Here is a 12181-nt window from a genome sequence, read left to right as displayed (position 1 = left end):
TGCTCGCGCCCCTCGCGCTGCTGTTCCTGTTCGCGCGTCGGTGGCGGGCGCCGGCGGCGCTGGTCCTGGTGCCGGTGGCCGCGTCCGCCGCTTCCGGGCTCCTGATGCCCGACCCGGCCGGGTTCTTCACCCGCACCCTGCCGTTCCCGCTGTACGGCGACGAGGGCTTCGTACGGCTGTATGAGGCCTCGCCGGCGGCGGTGCTGCCGCGGCTGGGGGTGCCGGAGCCGCTCGGCGGGGCGGCCGCCGCCGGTGCCGCGCTCGTCGGGGTGCTGTGCGCGTACCGCCGCTGGTGCCGCGGTGGTCCCGGTCCGCTGCGGATCCCCGAGACGGCCGCGACGCTCATGCTCTCGGCGTTCCTGGTCTCCAGGCGGTCGTACGACCACTACCTCCTGGTCGTCGTCCCGCTGCTGCTCGCCGGGCTGCCGTATGCCGGTACGGTCGCCCGCGGTCCCTGGTTCTGGCTCGCCCTGACCCCGCAGGTCCATGGGCTGAGCCGGCTCTGTCTGGAGCCCGTGCGGCGCAGGGCCTTCAAGGGCGCGTTCACGCTGTGTGTGCTGACGTACACGGTCTTGCGTCACGGGCGGGCACGGGAGCGCCGTGTGCCCGTAGAATCGGCTCAGCCGACGGCGGTGGCCTCGTTTTGACCCGTCCGGGGCACCCCAGGTATTCTGCCTTTTCGTTGTGTATTGGCTTGCTCATTCTCACGGGACGGGCCCTTACACCGGTCCACCGGGCCGATGACCAGCGACCAGCACGCGGTTTGCGTCACCGCAGTGCGGTCAAGGCTGTCGTGATCGCTTCGGTGACCTTGTCAGGACCATTCACTCGAAGCGAAGGCTACGAACCGTGCGTACGTACAGCCCCAAGCCCGGCGATGTGACGCGCCAGTGGCACGTCATCGACGCTCAGGACGTTGTCCTGGGTCGTCTCGCCACTACCGCCGCGTCCCTTCTGCGGGGCAAGCACAAGCCGATCTACGCGCCCCACGTCGACACCGGTGACTTCGTCATCATCATCAACGCCGACAAGGTGCACCTGTCCGGCAACAAGCGGACCCAGAAGCTCGCGTACCGCCACTCCGGCTACCCGGGTGGTCTGCGCTCCGTCCGTTACGACGAGCTGCTCGACAAGAACCCCGAGAAGGCCATCGAGAAGGCCGTCAAGGGCATGCTCCCCAAGAACACTCTGGGCCGTCAGATGCTCTCGAAGCTGAAGGTCTACAAGGGTGACCAGCACCCGCACGCCGCCCAGCAGCCGGTGGCGTTCGAGATCACCCAGGTCGCGCAGTAAGTCCGGCCACCCCCTAAGACTGAACAGAATCTGAGGAGAATCGTGGCCGAGACCACTGCCGAGCAGCCGCTCGAAGAGCTTGACATCGACAGCTACACCACCGAGTCCGAGGTCCCCGTCGAGGGCGAGTACACCTCGGAGTCCATGGCCTCCCGCTTCGGCGAGCCCCAGCCGGCCGCCGGCCTGGGCCGCCGTAAGAACGCCATCGCCCGCGTCCGGATCGTTCCGGGCTCCGGCAAGTGGAAGATCAACGGTCGCACCCTCGAGGACTACTTCCCGAACAAGGTGCACCAGCAGGAAGTCAACGAGCCCTTCAAGGTGCTCGAGCTCGAGGGCCGTTACGACGTCATCGCCCGCATCGCCGGTGGCGGTGTCTCCGGTCAGGCCGGTGCGCTCCGTCTCGGTGTCGCCCGCGCGCTGAACGAGGCCGACGTCGACAACAACCGCGGCGCGCTCAAGAAGGCCGGCTTCCTCCGCCGCGACGACCGTGCGGTCGAGCGCAAGAAGGCCGGTCTGAAGAAGGCCCGCAAGGCCCCGCAGTACAGCAAGCGCTAAGCGCCGGCTGCCTCTGCTCGTACTCCGGTACTCCGAACGCCCCGGCGGCACGCCACAGTGCCGCCGGGGCGTTCGTTTATCACACGGGCTTGGGCGTATAACGGCACAAGACGTTCATAGCCTTGTGTCATCGGATGTTCAGGCATGGAATGCATGGATTGCATGGCATGCCTGGGACGCGGGAGCCGCCCGGAGCGTCACGAGCGCACCGGCACCGCATCCAGAACTGACGCTTCCTCAGGAGGACAAGTGGGACGACTCTTCGGCACGGACGGCGTGCGCGGTGTCGCCAACGCGGATCTGACGGCCGAGATGGCGCTCGGCCTCTCCGTCGCCGCGGCGCACGTACTGGCCGAGGCGGGCACCTTCGAGGGGCACCGGCCGACCGCGGTGGTCGGGCGGGACCCGCGTGCGTCCGGGGAGTTCCTGGAGGCCGCGGTGGTCGCGGGCCTCGCCAGCGCCGGCGTGGACGTCCTGCGCGTGGGTGTGCTGCCGACGCCCGCGGTGGCGTACCTGACGGCCGAGCTGGGCGCCGACCTCGGTGTCGTGCTCTCCGCCAGCCACAACGCCATGCCCGACAACGGCATCAAGTTCCTCGCCCGCGGCGGCCACAAGCTGGACGACGAGCTGGAGGAGCGAATCGAGGCCGTGTACGAGGAGCACCGCACGGGTGCGCCGTGGGACCGGCCGACGGGTGCGGGTGTCGGGCGGGTGCGGTCGTACGAGGAAGGCTTCGACAGGTACGTCGCCCATCTCGTCGGCGTGCTGCCGAACCGGCTGGACGGGCTGAAGATCGTGCTGGACGAGGCGCACGGGGCGGCCTCCCGGGTCTCGCCGGAGGCCTTCTCGCGGGCCGGGGCCGAGGTCGTCACGATCGGGGCCGAGCCGGACGGGCTCAACATCAACGACGGCTGCGGATCCACGCATCTGGACCTGCTCAAGGCCGCGGTCGTCGAGCACGGGGCCGACTTCGGCATCGCGCACGACGGGGACGCGGACCGGTGCCTGGCCGTGGATCACACCGGTGAGGAAGTCGACGGCGACCAGATCATGGCCGTGCTCGCGCTGGCGATGCGAGAGCGCTCCGCTCTGCGGGCCGAGACCGTGGTGGCGACTGTCATGTCCAACCTCGGCTTCAAGCTGGCCATGGAGCGGGAAGGGCTGAAGCTGGTCCAGACGGCGGTCGGGGACCGGTATGTGCTGGAGGAGATGAAGGAGCACGGGTACGCCCTGGGCGGGGAGCAGTCCGGGCACGTGATCATTCTTGATCATGCGACGACCGGGGACGGCACGCTGACCGGGCTGTTGCTGGCGGCTCGGGTTGCGGAGAGTGGGCGGTCCCTGCGGGAGCTGGCGGGGGTGATGGAGCGGTTGCCTCAGGTGTTGATCAATGTGCCTGATGTGGATCGGTCCCGGGTTGGTAGTTCTGCTGAGCTTGCGGCGGCTGTGGCTGATGCGGAGGCTGAGCTGGGGGAGACGGGGCGGGTTTTGTTGCGGCCGTCCGGGACTGAGCCGTTGGTTCGGGTGATGGTTGAGGCAGCTGATATTGATCAGGCTCGGGCTGTGGCTGGGCGGCTTGCTGATGCGGTGAAGTCTGCGTTGGGGTGATGTCCGGGTAGGGGTGGGGGTTCTGTGGTGTGCGGCTGCGGGTTCGTTGTGGCTGGTCGCGCCCACGCGGCGGAGCCGCAAATCGGCAGAGCCCCGCGCCCCTGGAGGGGCGCTGCTCGTCCCGGCGTTTTAATGAGCTGATCGTTTCCGCTGGGTGGACCAGAGCCACTTCTGGAGCATCAGGGTGAGGGTGCCGGCCAGGATGATGCCCAGCAGGTTCAGCAGGAGTTGCTCCGTCGAGCGTACGGTCTGGTTGGTGTCGCCGTAGATCAGGGCCACCGCCGCGTTGGCGGCGGCCGGGACGGTTGTCACGGAGATGGCGACACCGACCATGGCACCGGACTTGGCGGACGTCAGGGAGAGCGTGCCGGCGGCGCCGGCGAGTACCGCCACGACGAAGGAGAACCAGTCCGGGGCGTAGATGAACCCGGTATTGGGCCGGTCGGCCTCCAGCTGTTCCTCGGTGAACAGGCCGACGGCGTCCATGAAGAGGCTGAAGCCCACCGTCACCGCCATCGCCACCGCGAAGCCCACCAGCAGCGCGATCAGTGATCGCAGTGCCAAGCGCGGCGCGCGTTGGACGACCGCCGTGCAGATGCCCGCCAAGGGCCCGAACTCCGGCCCCACCGCCATCGCGCCCACGATCAGGATCGCGTTGTCCAGCACCACACCGCAGGCCGCGATCATCGTGGCGAGTGTGATGAAGGCGATGTAGGTGATGGAGAGGGTCGACTCCTCGTGGGTCGCGTCGGTCAGGTGTTCCCACAGGACCGCGTCCGCGGCCTCGCCGGGGGCCTCCGCCTCGGCCTTGTCGGCGCGCTTGGACAACGAGAGGTCGATGTTCTCGACGGCGATGGAGCCGGTGCTGTCGAGGCCCAGCTCCTGGAGCCCGGTGAGGAGTTCGTCGCCGGCCTCGCGGGCGACGTCGCACAGCACCACGTCCCCGGCTGGGTTGCGGGCGGTGCCCGGCAGGACGACCAGGTGCGTGGTGCCGACCGTCGTCTCGATCAGGCGAATCACGTCGGCGGTCTTGTCGGCCGGGGTGATCAGGCGCAGGTGCAGCATGGCGGCAGACTAGCGGTCACAGTTTGCGCAGGCTCAGGCGCTGCACCTTGTGGTCGGGGCCCTTGCGGAGGATGAGGGTGGCGCGGCCGCGGGTGGGGGCGATGTTCTCCACCAGGTTGGGCCGGTTGATGGTGCGCCACAGTGTGCGGGCGTAGTCGAGGGCTTCCTCTTCGGACACCTGTGTGTATTTGCGGAAGTACGAGGACGGGTTCTGGAAGGCCGTCGCGCGCAGCTTGCGGAAGCGGCTGAGGTACCAGCGCTCGATGTCCTCGCCGCTCGCGTCGACGTACACGCTGAAGTCGAAGTAGTCGGCGAGGCCGACGCGGGTGCGGCCGTCCTTGCCGGGGAGGGCGGGCTGGAGGACGTTCAGGCCCTCGACGATCAGGATGTCGGGGCGGCGGACCGTGAGCCTCTGGCCGGGGACGATGTCGTAGATGAGGTGGGAGTAGACGGGCGCCGTGACCTCGTCCTTGCCGGCCTTGATGTCGGCGACGAAGCGGGTGAGCGCGCGGCGGTCGTAGGACTCGGGGAAACCTTTCCGCGACATCAGGCCGCGGGCCTGGAGCTCCTTGGTGGGGAGCAGGAAGCCGTCGGTGGTCACCAGTTCGACGCGCGGGTGCTCGGGCCAGCGGGAGAGCAGGGCCTGGAGGAGGCGGGCCACCGTGGACTTTCCTACGGCGACCGAGCCGGCGACTCCTATGACGAACGGCGTGCCGGACTGGGAGCCCTGTTCGCCGAGGAAGGTGTTCAGGGCGCCTCTGAGGCCGTCCGTGGCGCCGACGTAGAGGTTGAGGAGCCGGGACAGCGGAAGGTAGATGTCCCGCACCTCGTCGAGGTCGATGACATCGCCGAGGCCGCGCAGCTTCTCGACCTCCTCGGCAGTGAGCGGCAGCGGCGTCTTGTCGCGCAGCGCGCTCCACTCGGCTCGGGTGAGGTCGACGAAGGGAGTCGCCTCCGGCTTGGGCCGGTGGGCGCTCCGGGATATCGAGGAGACCGGAGAGATCACAGTCCATTGTTAACGGAGTTCGTACGGGATGGTGGGTGGGGTCCGTCACGTGCGGTTGCTCGGAGTCACCAGTGGGGGGTCCTATGACGACCAATCCCATGCGCATCCGGACAGTCGATCAGCTTTCCAGGCGTCGGGCCGGTCGGTTCCAGTGGTCCCCAGGCGTAACGGGGCGCGTGCATGCGGTGGGAATTTCCGATTTCGGGCACGCGGGAGCCTTTTCGGGCGGGAGTCGGACCGTAGGCTGCCGCTCATGTGCGGAATCGTGGGATACGTGGGGTCTCAGTCGGCGCTGGAGGTCGTGATGGCCGGGCTGAAGCGGCTTGAGTACCGGGGATACGACTCGGCGGGCGTCGCCGTGCCGGCGGACGGCGGGCTGGCGGCGGCGAAGAAGGCCGGGAAGCTGGTCAACCTGGAGAAGGAACTGGTCGAACGGCCGCTGCCGACGGGGACGACGGGGATCGGGCACACGCGGTGGGCCACGCACGGTGGGCCGACGGACGCGAATGCCCATCCGCATCTCGACAACGCGGGGCGGGTCGCCGTCGTGCACAACGGGATCATTGAGAACTTCGCCGGGCTGCGGGCCGAGTTGGAGGAGCGGGGGCACGATCTGGCCTCCGAGACCGACACCGAGGTCGTCGCGCATCTGCTCGCCGAGGAGTTCTCCTCCTGCGCGGATCTGACGGAGGCCATGCGGCTGGTGTGCCGGCGGCTGGAGGGCGCGTTCACGCTGGTCGCGGTGCACGCGGACGAGCCGGATGTGGTGGTGGGTGCCCGGCGGAACTCGCCGCTCGTGGTGGGCGTTGGAAAGGGCGAGGCCTTTCTCGCCTCGGACGTCGCCGCGTTCATCGCCCACACGCGGTCGGCGATCGAGCTGGGTCAGGACCAGGTGGTGGAGCTGCGCCGGGACGGGGTGACGGTGACGGGCTTCGACGGCCGTCCGGCGGACGTCCACTCGTACCACATCGACTGGGACGCGTCGGCCGCGGAAAAGGGGGGTTATGACTACTTCATGCTCAAGGAGATCGCCGAGCAGCCCAAGGCGGTCGCCGATACGTTGCTGGGGCGCATCGACGCGTCCGGTTCGCTGACGCTGGACGAGGTGCGGATCCCTCCGGGGGTGCTGCGGGAGGTCGACAAGGTCGTCATCGTCGCGTGCGGTACGGCCTTTCACGCCGGGATGATCGCCAAGTACGCGATCGAGCACTGGACGCGGATTCCGTGCGAGGTGGAGCTGGCGAGCGAGTTCCGGTACCGGGATCCGATTCTCGACCAGCAGACCCTGGTGATCGCCATCTCCCAGTCCGGCGAGACCATGGACACGCTGATGGCGCTACGGCATGCCCGTGAGCAGGGCTCCAAGGTGCTGGCGATCTGCAATACGAACGGGTCGACGATTCCGCGCGAGTCGGATGCGGTGCTGTACACGCACGCCGGGCCGGAGGTGGCTGTCGCCTCGACGAAGGCCTTCCTGACGCAGTTGGTGGCCTGTTATCTGGTCGCCCTGTATCTCGGGCAGGTGCGGGGCACCAAGTGGGGCGACGAGATCGGCGCCGTCGTCCGGGACCTGTCGCAGATCTCCGGCGAGGTCGAGCGGGTACTGGAGACCATGGAGCCCGTACGGGAGCTGGCGCGCACGCTGGCTTCGAAGAACACGGTGCTGTTCCTCGGCCGGCATGTGGGGTATCCGGTGGCGCTCGAGGGCGCGCTGAAGCTGAAGGAACTCGCCTACATGCACGCCGAGGGCTTCGCCGCGGGGGAGTTGAAGCACGGGCCGATCGCGTTGATCGAGGATGACCTGCCCGTGGTGGTGGTCGTGCCGTCGCCGAGGGGGCGGTCCGTTCTCCACGACAAGATCGTGTCCAACATTCAGGAGATCCGGGCCAGGGGTGCGCGGACGATCGTGATCGCGGAGGAGGGGGACGAGGCGGTGGTGCCGTATGCGGATCACTTGATTCGGATTCCGGCTACGCCGACCCTGCTTCAGCCGCTCGTGGCTACGGTGCCGCTTCAGGTCTTCGCGTGTGAGCTGGCCACCGCCCGGGGGAACGAGGTGGATCAGCCTCGGAACCTTGCGAAGTCCGTGACGGTGGAGTGAGTCGACTTCAGCTCGTCGAGGAAGGCTGAGAAGGCCCCGGTTGGAAAGGTGAGCGTCGCCCTGGCCGGGGCCTTTGAGTCGCGTACGGCGATGTGGGTGGGGGAGTTCGAGATTTCCACGCAGCTATTGCCGTCGCCCTCGCCGGAGTAGGACGACTTCCGCCAGTTGTCGAGGGTCACGGTGGGCCTCACAATTCCTTGGCCAGCTTGTGGATGAAGTCACGCGACTGTGCAGGGTCGAGTGACACAGCTTCTACTCTACGGAAGCTCGTTCGATAAGTGTTGAGCTGGGATTCGGAGTCGATGAAGACCGAGCCGTGGGGTGCGTCGCGCACTACTGTGTCCAGCCTGGGCAGCGGGCCTCCCGCATACGTCATCGTGCTTGAGGCTCTGGCAAATCCATCCAGGTCAAAGGGGATGACCCGCAAGGTGATGTGGTCTGCTTCGGAGAGTTCAAGGAGTCGGGCGAGCTGAGCTCGGGTGGCAGCGCGGTCACTGACCCTGATGCGTAGCGCCGCCTCGTGGATCACGACCACGTGCGGGATGACGACCTGCTGGCGTGTCAGTCGGTGGCGGACACGCAACTCAAGCTCGTCCTGGGTGAGTTCGGGGAGCCGGGAGGAGAAGACTGCGCGGGCGTAGTCCTCCGTCTGTAGCCGACCCGGTACGTACAGGATCGCTACGTCGCGCAGGAACGCGGCGTGATGCTCCACCTCGGCGAGATCCAGGAACGACGTGGGCAGTTGGCCCCGGTATTCCTCCCACCAGCCGCGTGTGCGGTCGGTGGCCATGGCGACCAGCGCGTTGACGAACTTTTCATCCGTGCACGCGTAGTGGGACGCGAGGCGACGCAGCCGCTGTTCGCTCACCCCCGTGGCGCCGGATTCGATCTGGCTGATCTGGACTCGATTCAATCCAAGGAGCCTTGCTGCCTCGACAGCGTTGAGTCCTGCCGCCTCGCGAAGCCTGCGCAGTTCAACCCCCAGCCGCATCTGACGCGCAGTCGGTTCGCGCCTCTGGACCATCAGTTGCTCCTTGGTGTTTCAACGAGGCTGCCAATGTGGCTCGTTCGGGGTCAGATTACGCGATCGGCTTGCTCCGGTTTACATGTAACCCCTACTGTCGGTGATGCGACGCACACGCTACGGAAGTGCACCGCTCCGTCCTGCCATGACGGCTGCGGCCATGACACCGCCCGCAGACCGCAACCCCACCAACCGAAACGGAGTTCACGCATGCCCGAAAACGAGCCCTGGGAGTACTCCCTCTACATCCCGAACGACCTACGTGCCGTCACCGTCAGTCGCCGCACCCTTCGCCTGATCCTGACGATGCACGGACTGATCGGCCTGGTCGACGTAGCGGAGCTCCTCGCGGCGGAGTTGGTCTCCAATGCCGTACGCCATACGAAGGGGCCGGCGGCTCTGCGGGTGTGCTGGTCGGCGGGGGTGTTGCGGATCGGGGCGTGGGACGCCGATCCTGAGCCGCCGGAAGTGCCGAGGCCGTTGGAGAAGGGGGTCGAGCTGGAGGAGGGGCGGGGACTGGCGTTGGTCCGGGCCTGTGCCGACGTATGGGGGTGGCAGCCGCTGGCCAGAGAGGGCAACCGGGGCAAGTACGTGTGGTGCGAGCTGGCTTCGGCGCAGGCGGCGTGAACGATTCATCGCCGCTCGAAAGGGTGAACGCATCTCGATCACCCGGACAGCCCATCCCTTGATCCATCTAGGTTGCGCACATGGTCACATCAGCTCACGAGGGCATGCACCGCATCTTCCAGGAGCGGCCCGAGATCCTCACGCCTGTTTTCGAGGTGCTGAGTGTCGAATCACCCGAGAAGGCGGCGGTGGACGCGATCGTCTCCGATGTGACGGAGGCCAAGCCCCTGGCACGTCACGTCGACACGGTGCTGCGTGTCACCGCTGCCGACGGCGACGCCTTCCTCCTCGCCGTGGAGGCGCAGGAGCGGCGGGATCCGAAGAAGGAGTCGAGTTGGCCGTACTACATCGCGTATCTCAAATCGAAATACGGCCTGCCCGTACTGCTGCTCGTGGCCTGCCGGGACCGGGCCACCGCCAAGTGGGCCGCCGGCCCGTTCCAGTGCGGGGTCCGTGGCTGGACCGCCCAGCGGACGTATCCCTTGGTCGTGAGTCCGGACAACATCCCGCCGATCACCGACGAGAGAACGGCCGCCGAGAAACCCGCCATGGCGGCGTTCTCCGCTCTGGTGCACGCCAATAGTCCTGATATCGACGTCATACTGGATGCGCTGGCCCGTGCCCTCGCGCGGCTGGACCCTGACGTGTCGGACTACATCTACCAGTTCCTGGACGCGGCATTGGGGAATTCCCCTGCCGGAGAAAAGTGGAGGAATCTCGTGTCGTTCGTCAACTACTTCCCCGGCCGGGGCACGGTCATGGAGCGGGCCTACCTCGACGGCAAGGCCGAGGGCAAGGCCAGGGGTGAGGCCAAGGGAATCCTGCGCATGCTGCAATACCGCGGTCTCCCGATCTCCGACCAGGTCCGCGAACGCATCACCACCTGCACTGACCTCGACCGCCTCGACGACTGGCTCGAACGGGCCGGCACCGTGGAGCGCGCGGAAGACCTGTTCGACGCGGCCTCGGAGGCTCCCCCGACTGCTCCTGAATGGGGCTGACCGATGGACGGTTCTCAGCAGGACGAGACTCGGGACGTGCCGGAGGAGTTGCTTGACCTCTTCCGGTTCACGCTGCTGTCCCACGCATTCGGCATCTCCGAGGGGAAGGTGACCGCCGATTTCCAGAACGGGCTGGAGGATCTCAGACAGCGCGGTGTCCTGTCCCTCGAAGACATGGCCCAGGCGCGTGGACTCACCCGCTTTCTCGGGCGGGCCGTCACCGTGACCGACGCGGAAGACCTGTTCACGCTTGATCCGGTCCTGCCGTCGTCGCACGGGTCGTAGGGTGCCCAGGTGAGCATCATCGGCGTCGGTATCGACGTGGCCGAGATCGACCGGTTCGCGGCCTCCCTGGAGCGGACGCCAGGGCTGGTCGATCGGCTGTTCCTGCCGAGCGAGCAGTTGCTGCCCAGCGGGGAGCGCCGGGGTGTCGCCTCGCTCGCCGTTCGGTTCGCTGCCAAGGAGGCCCTGGCAAAGGCCCTCGGCGCCCCGCCGGGGCTGCACTGGACGGACGCCGAGGTGTGCGTCGAGGACAGTGGGCAGCCGCGGTTGCGGGTGAGTGGGACTGTGGCGGCGCGGGCGGCCGAGCTGGGGGTGCGGGCCTGGCATGTGTCGTTGAGTCATGACGCGGGGGTGGCGTCTGCCGTGGTGATCGCGGAGGGGTGACGTTCGCTGGCTCGGCGCTCCCGCGTGGGTGGTTGGGCGGGCATCCATCAGTACGGCGTGGAGATGGGCGTGGATACGGCCGCGCTGGGATCGGCCGGACGGCAGCGTGCCGCCCGGCCTCGCGACGTGCGTCAGCCGCTCGTCAGCAGATGGTCTGGCTGCTGTTCACCCGGGTGATGTTGCGGAACGTCGTGTTCTCGCCGCACGGGCTTTCCCGTATCGCGGAGTTGGTCACCGTCAGGTTCTGGATGGTGATGTCCTTGTTGTTCGGGAACTCCGAGCGGGCCGCGAGGCGGAGCTCGCCGCCGCCCGTGATGGTGCCGCTCTGGGCGGCGAGGTTGACGTTGTAGCAGTTCTCGATCAGGACCGAGTTGTTGCCGGTGTTGGAGATCGTCACCTTGTTGATCGTCGCGCCGCCGCTCTCCGACACGCAGAACACGCCCCGGCCGCCACCGCGTGCGATCACTTCGCCGACCCGGATGTTCGTCGGGTAGCCGCTGCCCACGCGGCCGTTGCGGTTGGCCATGCGGAAGGCCGCGTACCCGGTGCCCGCGCCCGCGTTGTCCGCGTCGACCTTCGTGATGTTCGCGTTGATGGTCTGGTTCAGCAGGAGGCCGGACTCGCCGACGTTGCGGGCCGTGACCGTGCCGACGGTGAGGCCGTCGACGCCGTACGTCTCCACCGCGTGGCTGGAGGCGCCGGAGACGAACACGTTGTCGATCCGGACGTTTCTCGTCCACTGGCTGGTGTCGCCGCGGTTGTCGATGCGGACGCCCAGGCCGCGCGACAGGCGCATGTCGAGCTGGCCGAGGACCACGTTCTGGACGTTGCGCATGAAGACGCCGTAGAGCGGCGTGCCGGTGAGGTTCAGGTGCTGGACCTCGACGTCCCGGGTGCCGCGGGAGTAGACCGGGGCCTGGTCGCCGGAACCGGTGCCGGTGACGTTGATGGTGCCGCAGACGTCCAGGACGGTGTAGCTGGGGAGTGAGATGCGCGAACCGGCGGATATCGAGCCCGAGCCGCGGACCACGACTCGTTCCTTGGCGGTGCGGCCGGAGGTGAGGCTGTTGACGGCGGCCTGGACCGCGGCGCGCATGTCGCCGCCGGTGTAGACGGTGCTGCTGCCGCGGCGGGCGGTCCAGGTGCTGCCGTTGAGGACGGCCTCGGCCTGGTACGAGCCGTCGCCGCAGGCGGCGGCCCGGGCCGGTGCGGCCGGGGCGGTGGGGGCGGCCGGG

14 protein-coding genes are annotated in these 12181 nt (G+C 67.9%); 9 read left to right on the top strand and 5 right to left on the bottom strand.

The features are described 5' to 3' along the window. The 4 genes from CLM62_RS14645 to glmM form a co-directional block, all read left to right on the top strand. Positions 1 to 647, top strand: a 647-nt coding sequence (locus CLM62_RS14645) for a glycosyltransferase 87 family protein (RefSeq protein WP_373559142.1), incomplete at its 5' end; no start/stop codon positions are given. Positions 648 to 849: 202 nt separating this feature from the next. Then, positions 850 to 1293, top strand: coding sequence for a 50S ribosomal protein L13 (gene rplM, locus CLM62_RS14640; protein ID WP_095750303.1), 444 nt, complete (start codon positions 850 to 852; stop codon positions 1291 to 1293). A gap of 42 nt (positions 1294 to 1335) precedes the next feature. Continuing rightward, on the top strand, positions 1336 to 1848 hold the full coding sequence (rpsI, locus tag CLM62_RS14635) for a 30S ribosomal protein S9 (protein ID WP_095750302.1): 513 nt from the start codon (positions 1336 to 1338) through the stop codon (positions 1846 to 1848). Positions 1849 to 2097: 249 nt separating this feature from the next. Then, positions 2098 to 3456 (top strand): phosphoglucosamine mutase, encoded by a 1359-nt coding sequence (glmM, locus tag CLM62_RS14630; RefSeq protein WP_095750301.1) that lies wholly within the window; start codon positions 2098 to 2100, stop codon positions 3454 to 3456. A 129-nt stretch (positions 3457 to 3585) separates the two neighbouring features. Here the strand turns inward: glmM and CLM62_RS14625 are convergent, their stop codons facing one another. Both CLM62_RS14625 and coaA read right to left on the bottom strand, forming a co-directional pair. After that, positions 3586 to 4521 (bottom strand): DUF389 domain-containing protein, encoded by a 936-nt coding sequence (locus CLM62_RS14625; protein WP_095750300.1) that lies wholly within the window; start codon positions 4519 to 4521, stop codon positions 3586 to 3588. Positions 4522 to 4537: 16 nt separating this feature from the next. After that, positions 4538 to 5527 (bottom strand): type I pantothenate kinase, encoded by a 990-nt coding sequence (coaA, locus tag CLM62_RS14620; RefSeq protein WP_095750299.1) that lies wholly within the window; start codon positions 5525 to 5527, stop codon positions 4538 to 4540. A gap of 253 nt (positions 5528 to 5780) precedes the next feature. Between coaA and glmS the strand changes: the two genes are divergently transcribed. Continuing rightward, on the top strand, positions 5781 to 7628 hold the full coding sequence (gene glmS, locus CLM62_RS14615; protein ID WP_095750298.1) for a glutamine--fructose-6-phosphate transaminase (isomerizing): 1848 nt from the start codon (positions 5781 to 5783) through the stop codon (positions 7626 to 7628). Here the strand turns inward: glmS and CLM62_RS14610 are convergent. Together CLM62_RS14610 and CLM62_RS14605 are read right to left on the bottom strand one after the other, a co-directional pair. Continuing rightward, positions 7589 to 7807, bottom strand: a complete 219-nt coding sequence (locus CLM62_RS14610; protein WP_095750304.1) for a DUF397 domain-containing protein — start codon at positions 7805 to 7807, stop codon at positions 7589 to 7591. The genes glmS and CLM62_RS14610 overlap by 40 nt on opposite strands. An 8-nt stretch (positions 7808 to 7815) precedes the next feature. Then, positions 7816 to 8652: a helix-turn-helix transcriptional regulator gene (locus CLM62_RS14605; RefSeq protein WP_095750297.1), complete on the bottom strand. Its 837-nt coding sequence runs from the start codon at positions 8650 to 8652 to the stop codon at positions 7816 to 7818. A gap of 210 nt (positions 8653 to 8862) precedes the next feature. Between CLM62_RS14605 and CLM62_RS14600 the strand changes: the two genes are divergently transcribed. The 4 genes from CLM62_RS14600 (at position 8863) to CLM62_RS14585 (ending at position 10946) form a co-directional block, all read left to right on the top strand. Then, positions 8863 to 9279 (top strand): ATP-binding protein, encoded by a 417-nt coding sequence (locus CLM62_RS14600; protein ID WP_095750296.1) that lies wholly within the window; start codon positions 8863 to 8865, stop codon positions 9277 to 9279. A gap of 80 nt (positions 9280 to 9359) precedes the next feature. Beyond that, positions 9360 to 10280, top strand: a complete 921-nt coding sequence (locus CLM62_RS14595) for a hypothetical protein (protein WP_257003843.1) — start codon at positions 9360 to 9362, stop codon at positions 10278 to 10280. Positions 10281 to 10283: 3 nt separating this feature from the next. Then, positions 10284 to 10565: a hypothetical protein gene (locus CLM62_RS14590; protein ID WP_095750294.1), complete on the top strand. Its 282-nt coding sequence runs from the start codon at positions 10284 to 10286 to the stop codon at positions 10563 to 10565. 9 nt (positions 10566 to 10574) lie between these two features. Next, entirely contained in the window at positions 10575 to 10946 is a 372-nt protein-coding gene (locus CLM62_RS14585) for a holo-ACP synthase (protein ID WP_095750293.1), read from the top strand. Positions 10947 to 11088: 142 nt separating this feature from the next. On the opposite strand, the gene CLM62_RS14580 is transcribed toward CLM62_RS14585, so the two are convergent. After that, positions 11089 to 12181 (bottom strand): hypothetical protein (locus CLM62_RS14580; RefSeq protein WP_107483788.1); only part of this gene is annotated, 1093 nt, incomplete at its 5' end.

The organism is Streptomyces sp. SA15 (genome assembly GCF_002291145.1).
Lineage (GTDB): Bacteria > Actinomycetota > Actinomycetes > Streptomycetales > Streptomycetaceae > Streptomyces.
Note: the sequence above shows the minus strand (reverse complement) of the source record. Positions and strands in the feature narration are given on the sequence as shown.